Genomic DNA, 22,989 nt, shown 5'->3' with positions numbered 1-22,989 from the left:
GGTCCGCCCCGGCCCGACCACGGCCCGGGGCCGCGCGACCGCTGACCGTGACCTGTCCGAGCATGACCGACCACAGCCGACACGCGGAGAGCCGGCGGGAGAGACTGAGGGGAGACCGATGGCCCCGGATTCCGGCGGAACGGTGCTGAGCAGCGAGGAGGTCGACCGCTCGCTGGCCCGGTTCGGGGCCGAGCACGAGGCGGTCGAGACCTCGCTGCTCGCCCTCCAGGACCACGCCGGCCGCCGTCTGCTGGAGGGCGCCCGGCTGACGGGCGCGACCCGGGAGCGCTGGGTGCGTGCCGAGTTGACGCTGACGCGGCTGTGGGGCTGGTTCGACCTGCTCACCGAGACGTTGGAGACGGCGCGGGAGTTGCGTGCGCGGCGGCGCGAGCCGGGTCGCGAGGAGCTGCTCCAGCTGAGCATGTTGCTGGACGGCGCCAACCTGGCGGTGCCGGGCGACGAGCGGGGCGTGGAGCACCTGGGCTGGCCGGAGCTGGTGGGCCGGCTGAACGCGGGCTACGCCGAGGTACTGGACCTGCTGGTCGCCGCCGACGTGGTGTGGTCGGCGCTGCCCGCGCGGATAGACCTGCTCGCCACGGAGTTGCACCGGTTGCGCGACCTGGCGCACTCGGTCGGGGTGCGCCCGGGGGCGCATCCGGCGGGTGACGAACTCGACGAGATCACCGAGGAGTTGACCGGGCTGCGGGCGGAGGTGATCGCCGATCCGCTGGCCTTCTGGACGGCGGACGGCGGCAGCAGCGCGCCCGGCGGCGGGCGGCCCGACACCTCGCGCTACGACCGGGCGGCCCGCGCGTTGGACGACATCAGGCGCGAGGTGGACGCGGTGATCGGGGTCCGCAGGGACGCCGAGGAGCGGCTGATCCGGCTGCGCGACGTGCTCTCGCGGGCCGACCGCACCCTGGCGGAGGCGCGCACCGCGCGCGGCGAGGTGCTGGCGAAGATCGCCGCGTCCGAGGTGCCCGCGGTGCACGGGCCGGCGAGCGTGCTCCACGAACAGCTCCTCGCGGCCGCCGACTTCCGCAGGCGCTCGCAGTGGCACCGGCTCTCCCCGCTCCTGGAGTCGCTGGAGCGGCGCGCCGACGAGGAGCTGCGGCGGGCCAGGGACTCGCTGTCCGCCGTGACCGCGCCGCTGGCGGTCCGTGCCGAGCTGCGGGGGCGGCTGGACGCCTGGCGGGCGCGGGTCACCCGGGCGGGCAGGGCGGACGAGCCGCTGCTGGCCGAGCGGTACGACGTCGCCCGCCGGCTGCTGTGGACGGCGCCGTGCGACCTGCGCACGGCCGAGACGGCGGTGCGGCGCTATCGGGAGGCCGCTGCCGAGGCGTTGGCCCCGCCGGCGGCCGAACCAGAGGAGCCCGCGGCCCAGCTGAGGGGGGAACCATGAGCCCGATCGCGGCGAAGGAGAGCGGCCAGCTCTGCCAGCGCCCCGACTGCGGCGGGCGCTACCAGCTCGCCGAGCGCGGGCAACTCTACTGCGACGCCTGCGGGTTGGCGCCGGTCGTGTCGGCCGACGGCAGCATCGGCGACAGCAGGACCAGCAGGCGGCTGCCGCAGGCGAGCGAGGGACGGGACAGCGCCGGCTCGTCCGGCTCGCGCTCCAGCCGTTCGTCCACGTCGCGGTCATCGCGGCGCTCGGTCTCCGGGCGGCTCGCGCGGAGCGAGGCGGGCGCGGCGGCGGGGCCGATGGTGATCGTGCGCGGCACGCGCAGCCCGAAGACCACCCGGCTGCGGCTGGGCGCCGGGCTGGTGACGATGCCGAGCGTGCCGCGTCCCGACCCGCGTTCCGCCGTGTTGAAGAACCCTGAGGTGCCCGAGCGCAAACGGTTCTGCGGGAACCACGAGTGCGGCGCCAGGGTGGGCCGCTCGCGGCAGGGCCGCCCGGGCCGCACCGAGGGCTTCTGCACCAAGTGCGGGCACCCCTACTCGTTCGTCCCCAAGCTGCGCCCGGGGGACCTGGTCAAGGACCAGTACCGGATCGCCGGCTGTCTCGCCCACGGCGGCCTGGGCTGGATCTATCTCGCCGTGGACACCGCGGTCTCCGACCGCTGGGTGGTGCTCAAGGGCCTGCTGGACACCGGCGACGAGGACGCGATGGCGGCCGCGATCTCCGAGCGCCGCTTCCTCGCCGAGATCGAGCACTCCAGCATCGTGCGGATCTACAACTTCGTCGAGCACCTGGACCCGCGCACCGGGAGCATGGACGGCTACATCGTCATGGAGTACGTGGGCGGGCAGTCCCTCAAGCAGATCGCCAACGCCCGCCGCACGCCCGAGGGCAGGCGCGACCCGCTGCCGGTGGAGCAGGCGTGCGCCTACGGCATCGAGGCGCTGGAGGCGCTGGCCTATCTGCACGGCCGGAACCTGCTCTACTGCGACTTCAAGGTCGACAACGCGATCCAGCAGGACGACCAGCTCAAGCTCATCGACCTCGGCGCGGTCCGCAGGATGGGCGACACCGAGTCCCCGGTCTACAGCACGGGCGGCTACCAGGCGCCCGAACTGATCGAGCGGGGCGCGTCGGTGGCCTCCGACCTCTACACCGTGGCCCGCACCCTCGCGGTGATGACCTTCGACTTCCAGGGCTACACCAGCGTCTTCGCCGACAGCCTGCCCGATCCGGAGCACATCGAGGTGTTCCGCGAGTACGAGTCGTTCTACCGTTTCCTCGTGCGTGGCACCGACCCCGATCCCGAAGCCCGCTTCGCCTCCGCCGAGGAGATGGCCGAGCAACTCACCGGCGTGCTGCGGGAGATCGTCGCCGTGCGGACCGGTCAGCCCCAGCCCGCGGTCTCCCAGCTCTTCGGCCCCGAGCGGGGGGTCGTGGACACCGAGCCGCTGCGGGCGCCCGCCGACGGGGTCTCGCGGCTTGGCGCCAGAAGCATCCGCTGGCGCTCCCGCGGGAACGAGGCCGCGCCGCCGACCGCCTCGCCGACGCCGCCGGTGGCTCCGCCCGACCCGAGGGAGATCGGGCTGGCGCTGCCGCTGACGCTGGTCGACCCCGAGGACTCCAACGCGGGCTTCCTCGCCGGTCTGATGGCCAGCGCCCCCACCGAACTGATCATCGCGCTGCGCCAGGCGCCGACCGACTCCGTGGAACGCCGGCTGCGCGAGGTGCGGGCCCGCCTCGGGCTGACCGACCCGGCCTCGGGGGTGGCCGCCCGCGCCCGCCTGGCCGAGCTGCGCGAACACTACCCGGGCGACTGGCGGGTGGTGTGGCACCACGGGCTGGTCTCGCTGGTGGAGGGCGACCTCGCGACGGCCGCCGAGGCGTTCGACGCGGTCTACGACGCCTTCCCCGGGGAGGTGGCCCCGAAGCTGGCGCTGGCCGTGTGCGCCGAGTGGCTCGGGCAGTTCGACAACGCGGCCGACTACTACGAGCTGGTGTGGGCGTGCGACCCCAGCCATGTGAGCGCGGCCTTCGGGCTGGCCAGGGTCCGGCTGACGACCGGCGACCGGGCCGGGGCCGTCGCGGTGCTGGAGTCGGTGCCGGAGACCTCGGCCTACCACACCGCCGCCCGGGTCGCCGCCGTGCGCGCCCGGCTCCGGGAGGGGCCGACGGGCGAGGACGCGCTGCCGGAGCTGCTCGCCGCGGGCCACCAGGTGGTGCTTTTGCGTGGCGCGGGGCTGGAACCATCCTTGAGCGAACAACTGTCCTGTGAAGTGCTGGGACGCGCTCTCGACTGGCTGCTGGCGGAGGCGACCGAACAGCCGGGACGGCTGCGCCCGCAGCTGCGACTGATGGATGTCCCGTTGGACGAGACGGGTGTCAGGAAGGGGCTCGAACGCTCCTTCCGGAGACTGGCCAGACTGGCACCGACCAGTAGTGAACGGACGGAACTGGTGGAGGCGGCCAACCGCTTCCGCCCCAGGACATGGGTGTGACGATGCCGCAGCTCGACCAACTCTCCGCCTGTCCCGGCTGCGGTGAGCCGCTGGAGGAAGACGACCGCTTCTGCGGCGTCTGCGGCACCGACCTGCGCACCGCCGCCCGCCAGCCGGCCGCTCCGCCGACGGACGGCGCCCGGGAACGCCCGCCGGGCTACGCCCCGACGGAACACGACTTCCCGCTGCCGCCCCCGCTGCACACCCTGCGCACGGACGGCGCCGAGCGACCGCCGCCCCCGCCGCCACCGGCGGCGCCGCCGGTGCCACCACCGCCGACCACGCCGCCGACCACGCCGCCGACAGCCGGCGCCGCACCCGACCCCAGAGCCCATCCCCCGGCACCGCCGGGCGCCTCACCGCGGCCGCCCGAGGCCCAGCACCCGCCGGCGCCCCAGCCCACCGACCCGCGCGGCGCCGACCCGCGCGCCGCCACGACGCCGCCGGCCCCCGCCGCCCGCTGCGCCGGCTGCGGCCGGGCGGAGGCGGAGGCGGAGGGCGGCCGGTGCGCGGACTGCGAGCGGCAGCGCCCCCCGGTCAACCGCGACCATCTGGAGCGCGAGCTGGGCGGCGTGGCCGCCGTCAGCGACCTGGGACTGCGTCACCACCGCAACGAGGACGCCTTCAGCGTGGCGGCGACCGCGCTCTCCGACGGCACACCGGCCGTCGTCGCCGTCGTCTGCGACGGGGTCTCCTCCTCCAGCCGCCCGCACGAGGCATCGGCCGCCGCCTCCACCGCGGCCGCCGAGTCGCTGCTGACCGCGCTGCCGCGCGGAGTCGCCGGGCCGCAGGCCATGCACGACGCCGTGCTGGCCGCCGCCGACGCCGTCAACCGGCTCGCCGACGCCGAGGGCGAACCCGGCAGGAACGCGCCCGCCTGCACCCTGGTCAGCGCCGTCACCACCGGCGGCCAGCTGACCGTCGGATGGGTCGGCGACAGCCGGGCCTACTGGGTCCCGCAGGGCGAGGGCGGCACGGCGGCCCGGCTCACCGAGGACGACTCGTGGGCGGCGCAGATGGTCGCCGCCGGCCTGCTCAGCGAGGCCGAGGCGATGGCCGACCACCGGGCGCACGCGATCACCGCCTGGCTCGGCGCCGACGCCCACGAGGTGGAGCCGCACACCGCGACCTTCCAGCCCGACCGCCCCGGCGTCGTGATCGTCTGCACGGACGGCCTGTGGAACTACGCGGAGACCGCCGAGCAGATGGCCAGACTCGTGCCGCCGGAGTCCCGGCAGGCACCGCTGCCCAGCGCGCAGCACCTGGTGCGCCACGCGCTCGACTCCGGCGGCCACGACAACGTCACCGTCGCGGTGATCCCCTTCCCGTCCCCCCGGGCGGACAGGGCCTAGAAGGGACCGACCGGGCCCCGGCAGGGCCCTCGACACCCGGCGGAGGCCGGTACGGAGGAGACGGGACAGGAACGGAAGGCGAAGCGACGGGGGCTGACGGGAAAGGAAACCTTCGCGCGGCATGGCACACCTCACACGGTGACGACTCAGGGTCAAGCTCTGATCGCGGATCGTACGGTGCGCCACTGACAATCCCCGTCAGAGCCCCGAAGTCCCGCCGGCCACGGCCCTCTTCGCCCGTTCACCGCCCGCCCCGCGCGCGTGAAGCCGCAAATTGGCCGCGAAGGTAGTGGACCTGCAGGATGCGGCGACCGGTACTGTTCGCTGGGGGCACCCGTCCCGCAGGCTGATGAGATGGCCCAGCCACACAGCAGTCCCGAGGCAGTTCCGACGCAGTCCCGACAACGAGCGAAGAAGTGACGTGAGGGGGAGGCAGTTCCATGCCGACTTGCCCTAACGGCCACCAGTCGATGGCCGATGACTGGTGCGAGGTGTGCGGGCACCGCATCATGGCACCCGCCGTCGCGATGCCCCCGCCGCCTCCACCGGCGCATGACTTCCCCGGCCAGCACGGCGGCCCGAGCCAGCACGGCGGCCCTCTCGGCTATCCAGGACAGGGCGGCCCGCCCGGCTACCCGGACCCCGGCGGCCCCGGCACGGCGCCGATGCCCGCCGCCGAGCTCTGCCCGCAGTGCCGCACGCCGCGTGAGGCGCAGGCGCCGTTCTGCGAGGAGTGCCGGTACAACTTCCTCACCAACTCCCCCACCACCTACACCCCGCCGGCCCCCGCCTACCCCGGCGCCCCGCAGGGCGCGCCCGGCGGCCCCCCGCCGGCACCGCCCGCCTTCCAGCAGCCGCCGCCGGGCCCGCCTCCGCAGTCGGCCCCGCCCCCGCAGCCGGGGGCCCCTGGGGGCTACCCGCCCCCGCAGCCGACCGGCGACTGGATGCTGCCGCCGCCCAGCCAGCCCGCCCCCCAGCCGGGCCCGCCCGGGTATCCGGGGCAGCCCACCGGCGGCGGCTGGCTGGTCTCGATCGGCCCCGACCCCGAGTACTTCACGGCGATGATGCACCGCTCGGGCCCCGAGGCCGCGCAGCTGACGCTGCCCGCCTACGCCCCCGAGCAGCAGTTGCCGCTCAGCGGCCCCCAGGTGACGATCGGCCGCCGGCGGAACTCGACGGGTGAGGCCCCCGACATCGACCTGTCGCGGCAGCCGGAGGACCCCGGGGTCTCCCACCAGCACGCGATCCTGGTGGAGCAGCCCGACGGCGGCTGGGCCGTGGTCGACCAGGACTCGACCAACGGCACCACGGTCAACGGCTCGGAGGACGCGATCCAGCCGTTCGTCCCGGTGCCGCTGCGCGACGGGGACCGCGTCCACGTGGGCGCCTGGACCACGTTGCGCATCTACCGACAGTGACCGCCCGTCGGCCGGGCGTCTCCCTGGAAGGGGCCCGGCCGGCCGGGGTGGGGCCACGGCTACCATCACCAAGGTGACCAAAAACATACCGGCGATAGCGGTCGAGGGGCTGCGCAAGCGCTACGGAGAGGTGCAGGCCGTCGACGGGGTGACCTTCGAGGTCGCACACGGGGAGTTCTACGGCATCCTCGGCCCCAACGGCGCCGGCAAGACCACCACGATGGAGCTCGTCGAGGGGCTGCGCGAGCCCGACGAGGGCAGCGCCCGTCTGCTCGGCCAGCCGTCCTGGCCGCGCGACCCGGGGCTGCTGCGCCGCATCGGCGTCCAGCTCCAGGCGTCCGCCTTCTTCGAGAAGCTGACCGCGCGCGAGCAGATCCACACCTTCGCCTCCCTCTACGGCGTCGGGCCCGAGCGGGCCGACGCGATGCTGGAGACCGTCGGGCTCACCGACAAGGCCGGCACCAGGGACGACAAGCTCTCCGGGGGGCAGGCCCAGCGGCTCTCCATCGCCTGTGCGCTGGTCCACGACCCCGAGCTGGTCTTCCTCGACGAGCCGACCACCGGCCTCGACCCGCAGGCCCGCCGCAACCTGTGGGACCTGCTGCGCGGGATCAACTCCCAGGGCCGCACCGTGGTGTTGACCACCCACTACCTCGACGAGGCGGAGATCCTCTGCGACCGGGTGGCCATCATGGACTCCGGCCGCATCCTGCGCGTCGGCGCGCCGTCCGAGCTGATCGAGGAGCTGGGCGTGCGGAACCTGGAGGACGTCTTCCTCCAGCTGACCGGACGGGAGTACCGCGAGTGAGCGCCTTCAAGAGCCTGTCCCTCGCCATGGTCAAGGGGCAGCTGCGGGACCGCACCGCGGCCTTCTTCACCCTGGTCTTCCCGCTGATGTTCCTGCTTCTCTTCGGCGCGCTCTTCCAGAACGACTCCGCCCCCCGCTCCCACGTGCTCCAGGTCGGCGAGGTCGCCGTGCTGGACGAGATGCCGGCCGAGCAGCGCCGCGGGCTGTCCGAGGCGCTGGACGTCGAGCAGACCGACGACAGGGAGGAAGCGCTGTCGCGGGTCAGCGACGGCGACGTGGACGCGGCCGTCTGGGAGGACGAGGAGGGCCGGATCGAGCTGCGCTACTCGGCCGCCGATGCCGCCCGCGCCGGCACCGTGCAGGGTCTGATGCAGTCCCTGGTGCAGAGCGCGAACCTGGCGGCCACCGGCCAGCCGGCGACGTACGAACTCGCCACCGACCAGGTCGAGGACAAGTCGGTCAAGGCCATCCAGTACCTGGCCCCCGGCCTGCTGGGCTGGGCGATCGCCATGGGCTCCTCGTTCATGTCGGCGTTCACCCTGGTCAACTGGCGCAAGAAGCGCATCCTGCGCAGGCTCTGGCTGGCGCCCGTATCCCCGGGCACGGTGATCGGCGCGCGGATCGGGGTGAGCCTGGGCATGGCGTTCCTCCAGACCGCGCTCTTCCTCGCGATCGCCGTCATCCCGTTCTACGGGCTGAAGCTGACCGGCAGTTGGTGGCTGGTGCTTCCGCTGGTGGCCAGCGGGACGCTCGCGTTCATGTCGGTGGGGCTGCTCATCGGCGCCTGGGCCAAGTCGGAGGAGGCCGCCAACGCGGTGCTCCAGCTCGTGGTCATGCCGATGGCGTTCCTCTCCGGCTCCTTCTTCCCGCTGGAGAACATGCCGGGCTGGTTGCGGACCGTCTCGAACGTGATGCCGCTGAAGCACCTCAACGAGGCGTCGCAGGGCGTCCTGTCGCGGGGTGAGAGCTGGGGAGCGGCGCTGCCGGCGATCGGCGGGCTGCTGCTCTTCGCGGCGGTGCTGACCTTTGTGGCCTCGCGGCTCTTCCGCTGGGACGACGCCTGACCGACCCGGCCCCGAGGCTCCGGGTCAGTCGGGGGTGTTGACCATGGAACGCGCGGCGAAGACCAGGTAGTCCCACAGCTGCTTCTCCAGCTCCGGCTCAAGTCCGACGCTGTCGACCGCGTCCCGCATGTGCGCCAACCAGGCGTCGTGCGCGGCGCGGTCCACGGTGAACGGAACGTGCCGCATCCGCAGCCGCGGGTGCCCCCTGGTCTCGCTGTAGGTGCGCGGCCCGCCCCAGTACTGCATGAGGAAGAGCGCCAGCCGGTCCTCGGCGGGCCCCAGGTCCTCCTCCGGGTACATCGGCCGCAGGATCGGGTCCTCCGCCACCCCCTGGTAGAACCGGTGGACCAACGCCCGGAAGGTCGGCTCGCCCCCGACCCGCTCGTAGAACGTCAGCTGCTGGATCTCCATGGCTCCATGGTCGCAGACGCGGCAGCCGAGCCGGACCCGGCGGGTGCGACCGCGGACGGCCCGCTAGAGCGGGGTGACGCCCAGGCCGCCGGTGCCTCGGGGGCGGACCGCCGTCGAGCCCAGGGCGGTGCGCATCCGCAGCCAGCCACCGCGTTCCAGCACGCGCACCGGCGCGTGCGCGCGGAGCAGACCCAGCGCGTGCGCGGCGTGCACGGCGCGCAGCGGCAGCTTGGTCTCCGGCAGGGAGCGCGACCAGATCTCCTCGGCCAGCGCGTCCAGCGTCGCCCTGGTGCGTTCCGCCGGCGCGAGCCCCTCCGTGCGCTCCCGGAACTCGGCGACCACGGCCGTCGCCGCCTCCCACACCGCGCGGTGCGGCAGCTCGGCCACCGGCCGCCAGCCGCCGCGCGGCGGCAGCAGACCGGCCCAGGCCGGGCCGGTCACGGCCGCCGGCAGCCGCACGGCCTCGCGTTCCTCGTCCAGCGACTCGACCAGCTCGCCCACCGAGACCGTGCGGTCCAGCGGGCCGGCGCCGGCGGCCAGCCGCACGGGCCGCACCACCAGCGCCTCGAACCTGGCCGGCCGGGTGAAGACGGCCAGCACCTCCCCCTCGACCTTCAGCCGCGCCGCCGCCGTGCGGTCCCAGCGCAGCTGCCGCCCCAGGAAGGCGACCAGTTCGGCCGCCTCCCCGGACTCGGCGAAGGCCAACTCGGACTGGCTGGTCATGTGTCGAGGGTGCTTCCCGTCTCGTCGTCCTGGTAACGGGAGAGAAAGCCCCGCTCGTCGTCGGTGAGCCGACGCGGCTTGCCCAGATCCAGGTCGAACGGGACCACGACCGTGCGCGCGTTGACGTAGACGCCCCGCTCGTCCTTGATCTCGTAGTCGACGGTGACCGAGGCGTGGCCCAACTTGCTCACCCACAGCTCGATCACGACCGGTTCGGGACGGTGAACGAGCGGCTTGCGGTAGTCGATCTCATGCCGCGCGACCACGGAACCACCCGTGAACGCGCCGGAGTCGGCCTGCCGCGCCAGCCGGAACATGAAGTCTATCCGCGCCTCCTCCAGATAGCGCAGAAAGACCACGTTGTTGACATGGCCGAAGGCGTCCATGTCCGACCAGCGCAGCGGGCATTCGTAGCGATGACGCATCGTCAGCCCCGGGTCAGCTTCTTGTAGGAGGTGCGGTGCGGACGCGAGGCCTCGGGGCCCAGCCGCTCGATCTTGTTCTTCTCGTAGGACTCGAAGTTCCCCTCGAACCAGAACCAGCGGGACTCGCCCTCGTAGGCCAGGATGTGCGTCGCCACGCGGTCCAGGAACCACCGGTCGTGGGAGACGACCACGGCGCAGCCGGGGAACTCCAGCAGCGCGTTCTCCAGCGAGGAGAGCGTCTCCACGTCCAGGTCGTTGGTCGGCTCGTCGAGGAGCAGCAGGTTGCCGCCCTGCTTGAGGGTGAGCGCCAGGTTGAGCCGGTTCCGCTCGCCGCCGGAGAGGATGCCGGCCGGCTTCTGCTGGTCGGGGCCCTTGAAGCCGAACGCGCTGACGTAGGCGCGGGAGGGCATCTCGACCTGGCCGACGTTGATGTAGTCCAGCCCGTCGGAGACGACCTCCCACAGGGTCTTCTTGGGGTCGATGTTGGCGCGGGACTGGTCGACGTAGGAGATCTGCACGGTGTCGCCGACCCGCACCGAGCCGGAGTCGACGCTCTCCATGCCGAGGATCATCTTGAACAGCGTGGTCTTGCCCGCGCCGTTCGGGCCGATGACGCCGACGATGCCGTTCCTCGGAAGGGTGAACGACAGGCCGTCCACCAGGATCTTCTCGCCGAAGGCCTTGCCGAGCCTGTCCGCCTCGACGACCACGTTGCCCAGCCGGGGGCCCGGCGGGATCTGGATCTCCTCGAAGTCCAGCTTCCTGGTCTTCTCCGCCTCGGCGGCCATCTCCTCGTAACGGGCCAGTCGGGCGCGGGACTTGGCCTGCCGGCCCTTGGCGTTGGAGCGGACCCAGTCCAGCTCCTCCTTGAGGCGCTTGGCGCGCTTGGCGTCCTTCTGGCCCTCGACCTTGAGACGGGTCTGCTTGGTCTCCAGGTACTTGGAGTAGTTGCCCTCGTAGACGTAGGCGCGGCCCCGGTCCAGCTCCAGGATCCACTCGGCCACGTTGTCCAGGAAGTACCGGTCGTGGGTGATGGCCACCACGGTGCCCGGGTACTTGGCGAGGTGCTGCTCCAGCCACTGGACGGACTCGGCGTCCAGGTGGTTGGTGGGCTCGTCGAGAAGGAGCAGGTCGGGCTGTTCGAGCAGGAGCTTGCAGAGCGCGACGCGGCGCTTCTCACCGCCGGAGAGGTGCGTCACCGGCCAGTCGCCCGGCGGGCAGCCGAGGGCGTCCATCGCCTGGTCGAGCTGCGCGTCCAGGTCCCAGGCGCCGGCGTGGTCGAGCTCCTCCTGGAGCTGTCCCATCTCCTCGCCCAGGGCGTCGGTGTACTCGGTGGCCATCTGCTCGGCGATGGCGTTGAACCGGTCGAGCTTCGCCTTGGTCTCGGCGACGCCCTCCTGGACGTTCTCCAGCACCGTCTTCGACTCGTCCAGCGGCGGCTCCTGCATCAGGATGCCCACCGTGTAGCCGGGGGTGAGGAACGCGTCGCCGTTGGAGGGCTGCTCCAGACCGGCCATGATCTTGAGGACCGTGGACTTGCCGGCGCCGTTGGGGCCCACGACACCGATCTTGGCCCCGGGCAGGAAGCTCAGGGTGACGTTGTCCAGGATCACCTTGTCGCCGTGGGCCTTGCGCGTCTTGCGCATGGTGTAGATGTACTCAGCCAAGAGAAACCGTCCGGCAGCTGTCGTCAGTGGGTGGGAAGCCTGCCTCCATCCTGCCGCATGGCCACGCGCCGGACGAAACCGGTGCCGGTCCGTGCACGCGGTGGGACCGGTGTGGCGGGCGACGCGAACGCGGACGGGGCGGGGGCCCGCGCGCGGCCGGGCGCGCGGGCAAACGGGAGGGGGCGGACCCTTGGCGGGTCCGCCCCCGGTGCCCGACGGTAAGCCCCGTCAGGCCCTGGCGAACGTCAGCGGTGCGGCGACGCTCGCCCTAGCTGTCCGTGCCTCGGTCACTGCCCCGCGGCGGCGGAACGACGACGCATGAAGAACACCACGCCGCCACCGACGACCAGCAGGGCCACGGCGATGCCGCCGATCAGCATCGGGCTGCCGCCGCTGCTGCCGGTCTCGGCCAGGTCGGCGCCGTCCTCGCCCTCGCCACCGGTGCTGGCCGGGGCGGGCTCGTTGACCTGCTCCTGGCCGCCGTCGTCACCGGTCTCGCAGTCGAGCACGCCGGTGAAGACCCAGGGCTCGGCACCCTCGATCGCGTTGTCGATGGTGATCTCGTAGGCCTGGCCGTTCTCGACCGGGACCACGACGGACTGCGACTCGCCGGCCGCGATCTCGTAGGACTCGCCGTCCAGCTCGAAGGCGAACGGCACGTCGCCCTCGTTGCTGGCGGTGATCTCCACGCCGCCCTCGACGCACTTCTCCACCGCGTTGACCGCGACGGCGGGCTGGCCCGGGGCCGCCCAGCTGACGCTGGCGTTGGCGGTGACGGAGGAGTCGGAGGACCCGGCCAGGATCATGGTCTGGGTCCGGGTGTCGATGCCGGTGAAGGCACGACCGAGCGGCACCTGCGAGGTGGCGGTGGCGGTCAGCGAGGCGGAGCCGTCGGCCGCGTCCTCGGGGATCGAGAAGTACAGCTCGGTACCGCCGCTGACCGGCTGGTCCTCGGTGATGTACTCGCCGTTGACGTCGACGATGGTCACGCCCTGCTCGGTCGCGCTGGCGTCCGGCGTGACGAAGACCGACTCCGCACTGGAGTTGACCGTGACCGGGCCGACGATCTCGCCGGGCTGGCCGGAGACCTGCGGCGGGGTCAGCTCCAGGGAGGCGCCGGGCTCGGCGACCTCACCCGCGTTCTCCAGCAGCCAGTCGGTGAGCTTGGCGGCGTTCTCGTTGGTCGGGACGGCGTCGACGCCGTCCGACAGCTCCCAGATCGCGGCCTGCGTGCCGGCGGCGGCCTGCTCCTCGTTCAGCGACTCGGCGCCGGCCTGGCCGGCGAGCGAGGCGAGGTCGTTCACCGCGGGGAACGAGTTCTGCAGGATCCAGTGGATCTTCCCGGCGTCCGGGTTCCCGTGGAGAGTCGACGACTCCCAGCTGGTCTCCTTGTACATGGCGCCGGTCTGCGCGCCGGTGGCGAAGTCGATGCAGTAGGTCTTCAACGTGCCGCCGTCGTCGGCGGTCAGGTAGAACAGCCCGGCGCGGTAGGTGTCGGTCTCGCCGTTGTGGGTGACGTTCACCCCGTCCTGCACCTGGAGACCCTCGTTGACCGCGGTGGCTCCTCCGCTGCGCGGGTTCTGCTCGGCGACGGCGGAGCCGGCGGCGGCAAGGGCGCCCCCCGCTATGAGCCCGGAGGCCACGGCCGTGGCCGCAAGGCGGGATACCACCCGCTTGCGCGCGTGCTTCATGTGTGTGTCCCCTCCACGAGATCACAAGGCGCAGCCGTGTCTTCCGACGGCACGCTCATCAACATCCCCGTGCGTACGGTGGATCGTAGAGAGGCAGTTGACCGATGTCCCCACCGAACGGGTGGCTCACACGTTCCGAAGTCGAATCGTTACCTGGGGGCTTCGGCGAACGCCTCACCGGGGACCATGGTGGGGCAGTCGCCCGAATTCCGCTGGAGCCTGTGGATTACCCGCCTGATGTGGACAACTCCGTCCCCCCTTCGGGTGAAGCCGCCACCACGAAACGTTCCCGGACCTCGCGGTAGCGCATCAGCTCGGCGGCGACCGGCTCCACGACCTGACGGTGCCCCAACTCGGCGGCCAGACGGCGCATTCGCCACTCCTCCGCACGCCCGTGGGCGTGCGCCGGGCCGCGCGCCGCGATCCGGCAGCCCCACGCGAGCAACGGACCCCCCACCGAGCCGGCGCACAACAGCAGCAGCGGCAGCCAGCGCCCCATCACGGGCTGCCCGATCAACACCGTCAGTAGCCAGCACAGACCGAGCAGTTGCGTCGCCAACAGCACCGCCTGCCCCGCCGCCGCGGCCGACCACCAGCCCGGCCGGGGCGGCCGGCCGCGTTCCCGCTCCCCCAGCGCGCGCTCCAACGCGCCCGGCAGCGACTCCGCCCCCCGCCAGGCCGCCTCCCGCACCGCCCTCGCCCACGGCTCCGGCAGCCCCTCCGCCGCCTCGTCGGACAACTGCCGCACCGCCTGCTCCACCACCGGCGCCGAGACCGCGGGCGAGACGTCGGTGCGCAGCCGCCCCGTCGCCAACGCCGGCGGCTCGCCCCGCCGTTCGGCCCGCCGCGCCACCAGCCGCCGCAGCCCCTGCGCCAGCGGCGTGCCGCACGCCCGGTCCGCGCGGCGCAGCCAGCCGCGCTCGGCGGCAAGCCCGGCGGCCGGCGCCCCGACCGCCGCCGCCAGCCGGTCGCCGAACTCCTCCCGCGCGTCGTCCGTCAGCCCGACCGGCGCCTGCGCGCCGTCCGCCACGTAGACCGGCTCCAGGCCGCGCGCCACGCTGTCCACGTCCGCCGCCAGCCTCCGCGCGGCGGCCGTCCGCGCCGCCACCAACTCGCCGATCAGCTTGCGCAGTTCCCCCACCCCGTCCCCCGTCAGCGCCGAACCGGCCAGCACCCACGCGCCCGGCTCCCCGTGCTCGCCCAGCGCCACCCCGCGCTCGTCCAGCAGCCGGCGCAGGTCGTCCAGGACCGCGTCGACGGCCTCCGGCGGCAGCCGGTCTGCCTGGTTGAGCACGATCAACGAGACGTCGGCGTGTCCGGCGAACGCCCGCAGATACCGCTCGTGCAGCAGCGCGTCCGCGTACTTCTCCGGGTCCACCACCCACACCACCGCGTCGACCAGGCCCAGCAGCCGGTCCACCTGCTCGCGGTGGGCCGGGTCGACCGAGTCGTAGTCCGGCAGGTCCAGCAGGATCAGGCCACGCAGCCCCGGGTCCAGCACATGAGCGCGCCGCCGCGCCCTGGCCGGCACCCCCAGCCGCTCCAGCAGCCCGTCGGGGCTCTGTTCCCGGCCCGCCTCCCAGGTGCAGGAGACCGGCGAGGCCGTCGTCGGGCGGCGCACCCCCGCCTCGGAGAGCTGCGCCCCGGCCAGCGCGTTGAAGAGCGTCGACTTGCCGCTGCCGGTCGCCCCCGCGATCGCCACCGTCGTGTAGGCGCGCGGCAGACGGTCGCGCGCCGCCGCCTCGTCCAGCACGCGCCCCGCCTCGGCGAGCACCCGCTCGTCGAGCCGGGTCCTGGAGAGACCCACCAACTCGCGCAGCGCGCCCAGCCGCACCCGCAGCACGCCGTCCTCCGCGGTGCCGGTCGTGCCCGTCGCCCCGGGCGCCCCGCCGGCCGGCTCCCGGCGTTCCCCGGGGGGCGCCCCGGCGTGGTCCCCGGGGTGCTCGCCGGGTCGCCGGCGATGGCCGGATGTCTGGTGCTCGCTCACGTGACGCTCCCTGTGGTCCTGGCGGTCTCAGACGGTGGTGTGGCGGGGGTCGACGCGCACCGTGGAGAGCGCGGAGACCAGCTCCACCTGCGTGTCCACGACGATCCCCAGCCGGTGCAACGAGGCCCCCCTGCGGCGCTTCTCCGCGTCCAGCGCCCGCGTCACGCAGGCGCTCAGCTGCTGCGCGCCCTTCTCCCGCAGCCGGGCCGCTCCCCTGGGGCCCAGCGCGCCGGCCAGCGTCTGCTGCGCGACCGCGGCCGCCCGCCCGCCGAGCAGCGCGGTCGCCAGCAGCGCCGCGTTCTCGCTGTCCTCGCCGGGGCCGGGGCGCGGCTGCGGCGGCTGGCCGAGCGGCGGCGGCGCGTGCCGCGCCTCCTCGACCAACTCCTCCAGGCAGCGCCGCAGTCGACGCACCACCACGGCCACCCGTTCCTCCACGGACCCCGGCTCCTCCGCGTCCGTCGGCGGCGCGCCGCCGACCGCGCGCCAGGCCGTGTCGGTGCGCTCGTCGGCGGTGGCCACGGCCTCGGTCAACAGGCCGGTCAACGCGGCGGTCAGCGCCTCCAGCAGCTCGTCGGCGCTGGAGTCGTCCGGGAACGCCAGCCAGTGGGCCCGCGCCTCGCCGGCGAGCAGTCCGCCGGAGGCGAGGGTGGCGCGCACCCGTTGGTCGGCCGCCGCGTACGCCTCGGTGAGGCGCTGGTCGAGGCGGACCGCCGTCGCGTGCTGGTGCGCCGCCGCGCCCGCCAGCGCCATCACGCGCCCCCGCAACGACGCGAGCGCCCCGCGCGCCGTGCGCAGCGCCGCGAGTTCCCTCGCCTCCCGGTCCCTGGCGCGGTGCCCCAGCCACTCGCGCAGCCCGGAGACCGCCGTCGCCGGCAGCACCCCGGAACCGCCCCGCGCCGACTCCGGCAGCTCGGGAACGGTGAACCGGGGGATCGCGCCGAGCCCGGCCCGTTCCAGCAGCGTGCCGTAGTGCCGGGAGATCTCGGCGGCCAGTTGGTGCGGCACCCGGTCCAGCACGGTGACGACCGTGACGTCGTACTCCCGCGCGCTGCGCAGCAGATGCCAGGGGACGGCGTCCGCGTACCGCGCCGCCGTCGTGACCAGCACCCAGATGTCGGCCGCGCCCAGCAGGTCGGCGGCGAGGTCGCGGTTGCCCTCCACCAGGGAGTCGATGTCCGGCGCGTCCAGCAGCGCCAGCCCCGCGGGCAGCGCCCTGGTCGTCTCCACGGCCAGCGTCGGCTCCCCGTCGCGCCGCGCGGGCGGCGGCTGCTCGGCCTCCTGGCGGGGCATCCAGACCCGGCCGAGCTGCGGCAGCACGCGCTTGCCGGAGAACCAGTGGTGGTCGTCGGGGTGACAGACCAGCACGGGGGTGCGGGTGGTGGGGCGCAGCACCCCGGCCTCGGTGACGCGGCGGCCGACCAGCGAGTTCACCAACGTCGACTTTCCCGCGCCCGTGGAGCCGCCGACCACCGCCAGCAGGGGGGCCTCGGGCTGCCGCAACCGGGGCAGCAGATGCCCGTCGAGTTGGGAGAGCAGCTCGGCGCGCGACCGCCGCGCGCGCTCCGCCCCGGAGAGATCGAGGGGGAAGCGCGCGGCAGCGAGACGCTCCCGCAGGAGGGTCAGAGCGTCCAGCAGTTCGGGCCGTGCGTCCATGATCGCCACATGCGCAGAATGCCCAACTTCAAGCGGTTTCCCAAGCATATTCCGCCGAACGACGCCCCAAGCCGACCCCGGACCCACACGGCGTGGCATAACGAGTACGCAACACCCCTCCCCGGAGCGACCAAAACCGCTGCGCACTTCGCACTCGCCTGCGATTATCAGGGCTGGCTTCACCGGATCTCCACACGAGGGTGCTGCGGTGAAGCAACCGGGGCGATGCCCTCGACGCTCTATCCTGTGCGCGGCGAGGTCACCGAGGGGGCGCCGTCCCACGTCATGACCAAGACCGGCCCCCGTAGCTCAGCGGATAGAGCAGGTGCCTTCTAAGCACTTGGCCGCAGGTTCGAGTCCTGCCGGGGGCACTTCCTTCACATTTGACGTCAGCGCAGGTCAGCGGGCGCGCGGTCGCCCGCCGGGCGGCCCGGTGGGCGGGGTCGGTGGAGGGGGCCGATGTCCGGTTCGTGGCGGTCCGCCCCGGCTCTCCCCGGGTGTCTGTGTCACACACGTGTCCACGTTTTCCGTCGCTGGGGCCGGGGCAGCAGCCCTTCCGGTGAGGTCCTGGGCGGCCTCGACCCGTCGTCGCGGTCCCCTCCTCTGCCCGTCGAGACAGCGCGCGTGGGTACGGAGAAGGACGGGGACGCCGTTCTTCAGCCACGTGGTCGGACAGATGTGCCGCGGGGCGGGACCCGCCCGAGTGGTGAGGCAACCTCGGCCACGGTGAGGACCTCCTCTCGGGCCCGCCCCCCGCTCGACGGATCACCGAGCCCGCCAGTCGACTACCCCGCTCCCCTTGGAACAGCAGATTCTCGCCACGGAGTCCTTCGCGGGCGATGTGCTCACCCAGAATCTTCACCAGCGCGGGGCGAACGGGCCCCCTCTGGCGTCACCTATCGCTCGCCCCTTCAGGTGCCGCTCGTCATGGACCTTGCCGGGGTTGTCCACTGTTTGCCGACCTCCGGCGTGGCCGTATGTACGAGATTCACCCCACTTTTTGATATCACTCTCGTCGGGCAACCGAAGGTCGGAGACGCGTAGAGCGACGGCCCCTTCAGGGCGGGGGCCGGCGTGGCAGAGGGCAGCGAAGTAGGCATGCAGTCGCTCCCCGCCGCGCGGCCCCTGACGCACCCAGGCCGGGAGACCGGCCGTCTGGTTGGGGTTGAGCAGGCACTGCTTGTCCACCTGCGGTGGCGGCCTTGGGACTAGGGGTATTGACCCGCAGGGTTGTTTACGCGGGTGATCGGGGATTGGCCTCCGAGTGCGGTGTGGCAGCGATGGTAGTTGTAGGTGTGGAGGTGTCCGTGAGGGCGGCGGTGCGTTCGGCGTTGGTGGTGTAGGGCCGGTTGTAGGCCCATTCGTCCAGCAGGGTTCGCTTCATCCGCTCGACTTTCCCGTTGGGGCGGTAGGCGCGGGTGGTGGTTCAGGAGCCGGCCGTCTCCCACCACGGTGCCAGGGCGTTGACCGTGATCCGCACGTCTGAAGTCGAGGTGAACGTGGCCCGCCGTCGGGTGGCGTCCCAGCTGATGTCCATGAACGGGTTCGAGTGTTCGAAGTACATCACCCACTCCAGCTCCTCGTCGCCGTCCGTGCAGGCGACGAAGCCCTCCGAGCCGTAGCCGCCGTCGCCGCAGCAGAGGACGCGTCCCTCGGCTTCCAGGGCGAGTCGGCGGGTCAGTTCGATTTCGGTCACCCACTCGGGGTCAGCGTCGAGACGGGCCCGCAGGTCGAAGGGATCGAGGAGTTCGACCCCCGTTGGCGCCTGCGGAGCCAGTCGGACCGCATACGAGTCACCGGTGGCCAGGTACAGACCGTCGTGGATGGGCAGGCTCCGTTCCTTCCAGAGCGCGATGATGGGGGTCACCTGAGTGGTCACCTGCGGCCTCCTGGGCACTGTACGGTCGGTGCTTCGGACAGTCCTGTGTTGGGTACCACACCGCCCGCTCGTCGGTTGCGGGGGTCGTTGAAGCGTCGCTGGAACTGCTGTCCCCAAGTGCGTCCGGTCGTGGAGTCGGGGTGCGGCGCGGACGGGTCGACGCGTTCGATGGGGACCTCCCGGAGGCCGGCCTCCCGCGCCGCGTTCAGCCGCCGGTTGTCGTAGCTGACGAGCTGCCCATCGACCTCCATCACGTGCAGAGGGCCGGAGCGTTGCCAGTCCCACGTGCCGTTCCGCATGGCCTCCGCATAGTCGTTGGCGGAAATCGTGCGTTGCGAGAAGTTGATGTCGTTCGGGTTGACCAGTTCGGGGTTGAGGCCCAGCGGGTCGGCCCACACCCACGGGTTGTGCGGGTACGCGTACGGGTTCGGGGCGGGCTCGAGGCCGAGCGGGTCGGGCGTGGCGTAGCGGGCAGTGCCGGGGTCGTAGTGCCGGTGGTAGTTGTAGTGCCAGCCGGTCTCCTCATCCGCGTACTGGCCCGGAAGGCGCAGCGGCGTGTCGGTGGTGCCGCTGGCGCGGGTAAGGCCCCACAGGGTGCCGTGGGAGCGCCACGCCACGGCACCGGTCTCATCCAGCAGGTGAGTGGGCGTGCCCACCAGGTCGGTGACCATGGCGTAGAACCGGGCGTCAACCTCATCCTGATCCCTCGTCGTTCCGGCGACGTGCTCGGTCTGCGCGATCGGGTGGAGCCCCTGGTAGTCCCAGGTGCGTACCAGGCGCGTGTCGCTTTCTCCGAGGCGGCTGGCCTCCTCAACGAGGGTCGTGCCGTGCCAGGTGAAGTCGATGCGTTCCACGACCGTTTCGCCGTCATCTCCGAGGCGGAGTTTGGCCGTGCGGCGACCGAAGGCGTCGTACAAATAACGCCAGCGGGTGCCGTCGGGTGTCGTGACCTGGGTCAGCTGGTTCTCGGCGTTCCATGTGTAGTGCCAGGCGCTCGGCTTCTTGGACAGGCGCGGTTTCCGTCGCATCACAACGCGGCCCGCCTGGTCGTAGGTGAGGCGGGTCTGCCCGGCGCTGACCAACAGCGTGCCGTCGTAGACGCGGTCGCCAGCCGCGTCGTTGTCCACGTTGGGGGGAGACCAGTGCGCGGACGTCGGGTTGCCCGCTCGGTCGTAGGTGTAGTCCTCCCGGTGATCGGGACCGGTCACGGCGGTGACTCGGCCTACGGCGTCCAAGGCGTGCCGCACAGTCCGGCCGGAGCCGTCGTCGACCGCGAGGGGGTAACCGTCGGCACGGTAGGTGAAGTGCTGGCGGTGCACCGGGCGGTCGGAACCGTTACGGGAGGTGGCGACGATGGTGCGGTCGCTGAGGCGACCGGAAGCGTCCCAGCGGTAGTCGAAGCTCAGCGAGCCTCCGAGCGTGCGAGACACCTCGCGGCCCGAGGCATCGCTGGTAAAAGCGAAAATGTGCTGGCCGGTCTGAAGGGCACTCGCCCGGCCGATCGGGTCGTAGGTCCACGCGCTGGAGTGGCCGCTGGGTGTGACGCGGCTAAGGAGGCGGTCCAGGGCGTCGTGCTCCACAGTGAGCGTCCGCCCGTTGACGGTTTCGCGAGCCAGGTTCCCCAGCGCGTCATAGGCGCGAGTCAGCTCCACGCCGGGGGAGGTGGCCCTGAGAATGCGGCCGGCCGGGTCGTACTCGAAGGTCGTGACCTCGCTGTCCGAGGTCTCCCTGCGGACCAGCCGCCCCAGCGCGTCGTAACGGTAGTGAACGCTCTCGCCGGCCGCGTTGGTGCGTCCCACGACGCGTCCTGCGGCGTCCCGGGAGTAAAGGGTGATTCGACCGTCGAAGTCGGACTCAACGATGATCCGACCGGCCGCGTCGTACTGGTACTCCCAGGAGCGCCCGTCGGGGGCCGTCACCTGGGTGAGCCGCAACTCCGTGTCACGGGTGAACGCGTAGCACACGCCATCCGGTTCGGTCTGCGTCGTAGGTAGTTGGAACGGCCCGTAGCTGTAACGGGTGACCCCGCCGGAGGGGTCCGTGTGCGCGACGAGGTTGCCGTCGGCGTCCCACTCCCAGGTCTCCTCGCCGCCGAGTGGGTCGGTTCGGGAAAGAGGCCGCCCACCGGTGGTCCAGCTCATCCGCGTCTGAGCTCCGGACGGGTCCGTGACGCTGACTGTGTTCCCCAACGTGTCGTACCGATAACGGGTCGTCTCGCCCGAGGGGTTGGTCACGGCCAGCGGCAGGCCCACCGGGTCGCACTCGAACCGTGACGTGTGGCCCAGCGAGTCGGTGATCGACGCGACGCTCCCCATGGAGTGGTACGTGTAGCGCGTGCGGTTGCCCGCCGGATCGAGCAGGACGACGCGGTTACCGCTGCCGTCGAAAGCCTGTTCCCAAACGCTGCCGTCCGCCTCGACGATCTTGGTGATCTGCCCCAACTCGTTGTACTCGGCGCACGTCCTCGTGCCGTCGGGACGGGTGACAGAGCTGAGCCGGCCGTGTTCGTCGTGGTGACAGGTGGTGGTGTGACCGAGGGGATCGGTCACCGTCAGGGCGCGGTCGTACCTGTCCCGTGTGTGCCAGACGGTATGGCCCAACGAATCGGTGTGAGCGATGAGTTGGTAACAGTCGTTGAACTGGAAGATCTGCTGTCGGCCGAGGGAGTCGGTAACGACCGTGCGGTCGCTCTCGGTGTCGTAGGTGTAGCGGTACTCCAGAACCTGGTCAGTGCCTGTGGTGTGTACACAGCGCCCGTACTCGTCGTATTCGTAGGAGTACCAGTACGCATTACGGTCCTCCCAACGCGCCACGCGACCTTGCTCGTCGTAGCGGAAGATCAGAGGCTCGCCGGACGAGTTAATGATCTCGGTGAGACGACCTGAGCTGTCGTAACCGTACCGCGTCAGGACCGTTCGATCGGGGTCGCTGACCAAGCGGAGCGCTGTGACGCGGCCTTTTTCGGTGGTGATGCCTACGTGGTAGCCCCCGGAGTGATGGACATCTGTGGGGGCGCCACTGTCGTCGTAGGCGAAGTGGATGCGGTTGTGGTTGCGGTCGGTGATCGCGATGAGGGGAAGTTCGGCGCCGGGCCCGCCCGGTGTCGAGGCGAAGTGAAGGGTTCGCCCGGCGTCTCGCTGCTCGATGAACAGCGGCGAGTCGGGCTGGCCGCTCCACCGTAGTGGCCACCGGGGGCCTTCCACGGGCAGCACTGGCTCGTCAGGGAGAGGACGCGGGTAGAGCAACGTCATTCCGTCGTCGCTGAGGAAGCGCACCCCGTGCTCGTCCAGCAGTAGCCGCTGGTCCAGCGTGGAGGCCCATGTCGGGCCGAACCAACCGGCATGTCGGTAGCTGGAGATGTGGTGTCGTTCAATCACCAGGGACAGTACGCCGGGCAGTTGGACGTCGACGGACGACATCAACAGTTCGCCGGTGGCGACGTCGACCGGGTCTCCGCAGGGATTGCGTCGCCTCATCGGAATGCCGTCGCCCCGGGTGCGCCGTCCGAGGCCGAGGGCGCCTTGGCGTAGCCCGCGCAGGCCAGTACTCGCGGCTGATCGCAGCCCCCTGGCGAGCCCTCCGAGGGTGGTGAGTCCTTTCATGCCGGGGATGCAGTCGAGTGCGGGCGAAGGCGACGTCGAGGAGTCCGGCTTCTCCTCTGGCGTATTTGATGAGGGTGTCGGCGAGGACGACGAGGGCGGCGGCGAGGACGACCCAGGCGAGGGGGCCGCCGATGATGAGGACGACGATGCCGAGGACGGCGACGATGACCTTGCAGATGTCGACGAGGGTGTCCCAGTTATCGGTGGCCCATTTGATGGCCTTCTCCCACCAGCGGCGGTTTTGGATGCCGGCGTCGGAGGCCTCGTCGATGTCGCGGGCGCACTGGCGTGCGGCTTCCTCGCGCATCTCTTTTGCGTCGAGGGCGAGTTGGCGTGCTGCGGTCAGGCGTTCCTGGGCGTCGTTGACCCTGTTTTGGGCGGCGCCGGCGGCGGCTTCGGCGGCTTGTTG

Annotated in this window: 16 protein-coding genes, 1 tRNA gene and 1 pseudogene; 8 read left to right on the top strand and 10 right to left on the bottom strand. The window is 72.2% G+C overall.

Annotated elements, in window-relative coordinates:
- The first annotated feature begins 118 nt into the window (after positions 1–118).
- The 6 genes from CRP51_RS25340 (at position 119) to CRP51_RS25315 (ending at position 8,542) form a co-directional block, all read left to right on the top strand.
- Complete coding sequence (locus CRP51_RS25340; protein WP_170970675.1) at positions 119–1,402, top strand: hypothetical protein; 1,284 nt, start codon at positions 119–121, stop codon at positions 1,400–1,402.
- Positions 1,399–3,900, top strand: coding sequence for a serine/threonine-protein kinase (locus CRP51_RS25335; RefSeq protein WP_097233666.1), 2,502 nt, complete (start codon positions 1,399–1,401; stop codon positions 3,898–3,900). The genes CRP51_RS25340 and CRP51_RS25335 overlap by 4 nt, the downstream gene beginning before the upstream one ends.
- A 2-nt stretch (positions 3,901–3,902) precedes the next feature.
- Positions 3,903–5,252 carry a PP2C family protein-serine/threonine phosphatase gene (locus CRP51_RS25330; protein ID WP_097233665.1) on the top strand — a complete coding sequence of 450 codons (1,350 nt, stop codon included), beginning with the start codon at positions 3,903–3,905 and terminating at the stop codon, positions 5,250–5,252.
- 440 nt (positions 5,253–5,692) lie between these two features.
- The gene (locus CRP51_RS25325; RefSeq protein ID WP_097233664.1) at positions 5,693–6,670 is read left to right on the top strand and encodes an FHA domain-containing protein; all 978 of its coding nucleotides are present in this window, start codon (positions 5,693–5,695) and stop codon (positions 6,668–6,670) included.
- A gap of 73 nt (positions 6,671–6,743) precedes the next feature.
- Positions 6,744–7,478, top strand: coding sequence for an ABC transporter ATP-binding protein (locus CRP51_RS25320; protein ID WP_245880801.1), 735 nt, complete (start codon positions 6,744–6,746; stop codon positions 7,476–7,478).
- A complete protein-coding gene (locus CRP51_RS25315) occupies positions 7,475–8,542 on the top strand; it encodes an ABC transporter permease (RefSeq protein ID WP_097233663.1) in 1,068 nt (355 codons plus the stop codon). Before CRP51_RS25320 ends, CRP51_RS25315 begins: the two co-directional genes overlap by 4 nt.
- Before the next feature lie 24 nt (positions 8,543–8,566).
- Here CRP51_RS25315 and CRP51_RS25310 read toward each other — a convergent pair whose 3' ends face one another.
- The 7 genes from CRP51_RS25310 to CRP51_RS25280 all read right to left on the bottom strand — a co-directional run bounded on the left by CRP51_RS25310 (position 8,567) and on the right by CRP51_RS25280 (position 17,099).
- The gene (locus CRP51_RS25310; RefSeq protein ID WP_097233662.1) at positions 8,567–8,953 is read right to left on the bottom strand and encodes a globin; all 387 of its coding nucleotides are present in this window, start codon (positions 8,951–8,953) and stop codon (positions 8,567–8,569) included.
- A gap of 63 nt (positions 8,954–9,016) precedes the next feature.
- Positions 9,017–9,676 carry a DUF8185 domain-containing protein gene (locus CRP51_RS25305; protein ID WP_097233661.1) on the bottom strand — a complete coding sequence of 220 codons (660 nt, stop codon included), beginning with the start codon at positions 9,674–9,676 and terminating at the stop codon, positions 9,017–9,019.
- Positions 9,673–10,101, bottom strand: a complete 429-nt coding sequence (locus CRP51_RS25300) for an acyl-CoA thioesterase (RefSeq protein WP_097233660.1) — start codon at positions 10,099–10,101, stop codon at positions 9,673–9,675. The genes CRP51_RS25305 and CRP51_RS25300 overlap by 4 nt, the downstream gene beginning before the upstream one ends.
- A gap of 2 nt (positions 10,102–10,103) precedes the next feature.
- Positions 10,104–11,768, bottom strand: coding sequence for an energy-dependent translational throttle protein EttA (ettA, locus tag CRP51_RS25295; RefSeq protein WP_097233659.1), 1,665 nt, complete (start codon positions 11,766–11,768; stop codon positions 10,104–10,106).
- 287 nt (positions 11,769–12,055) lie between these two features.
- Positions 12,056–13,459: a thioester domain-containing protein gene (locus tag CRP51_RS25290; RefSeq protein WP_097233658.1), complete on the bottom strand. Its 1,404-nt coding sequence runs from the start codon at positions 13,457–13,459 to the stop codon at positions 12,056–12,058.
- Between the two features lie 226 nt (positions 13,460–13,685).
- Entirely contained in the window at positions 13,686–15,446 is a 1,761-nt protein-coding gene (locus tag CRP51_RS25285; RefSeq protein ID WP_097233657.1) for a GTPase, read from the bottom strand.
- A gap of 27 nt (positions 15,447–15,473) precedes the next feature.
- A complete protein-coding gene (locus CRP51_RS25280; protein ID WP_170970674.1) occupies positions 15,474–17,099 on the bottom strand; it encodes a dynamin family protein in 1,626 nt (541 codons plus the stop codon).
- 298 nt (positions 17,100–17,397) lie between these two features.
- Here CRP51_RS25280 and CRP51_RS25275 point away from each other — a divergent pair.
- A tRNA-Arg gene (locus CRP51_RS25275) sits at positions 17,398–17,470 on the top strand.
- An 837-nt stretch (positions 17,471–18,307) separates the two neighbouring features.
- Here the strand turns inward: CRP51_RS25275 and CRP51_RS25270 are convergent.
- From CRP51_RS25270 to CRP51_RS25260, 3 genes and pseudogenes are all read right to left on the bottom strand, one after another.
- Positions 18,308–18,519 (bottom strand): annotated as a pseudogene (locus CRP51_RS25270) (integrase core domain-containing protein); the annotation flags it as partial.
- A 6-nt stretch (positions 18,520–18,525) separates the two neighbouring features.
- Complete coding sequence (locus CRP51_RS25265; protein WP_097233655.1) at positions 18,526–18,978, bottom strand: hypothetical protein; 453 nt, start codon at positions 18,976–18,978, stop codon at positions 18,526–18,528.
- Positions 18,975–22,454, bottom strand: coding sequence for a DUF6531 domain-containing protein (locus tag CRP51_RS25260; protein WP_170970673.1), 3,480 nt, complete (start codon positions 22,452–22,454; stop codon positions 18,975–18,977). Before CRP51_RS25260 ends, CRP51_RS25265 begins: the two co-directional genes overlap by 4 nt.
- Positions 22,455–22,587: 133 nt before the next feature.
- Between CRP51_RS25260 and CRP51_RS29215 the strand changes: the two genes are divergently transcribed.
- A partial coding sequence (locus CRP51_RS29215; protein ID WP_212615993.1) for a hypothetical protein occupies positions 22,588–22,989 on the top strand: 402 nt, incomplete at its 3' end.

This window comes from Streptomyces zhaozhouensis, from assembly GCF_900230195.1.
GTDB lineage: Bacteria > Actinomycetota > Actinomycetes > Streptomycetales > Streptomycetaceae > Streptomyces > Streptomyces zhaozhouensis.
The sequence above is the reverse complement of the archived record's forward strand: the minus strand, read 5'-3'. Positions and strand labels throughout refer to the sequence as shown.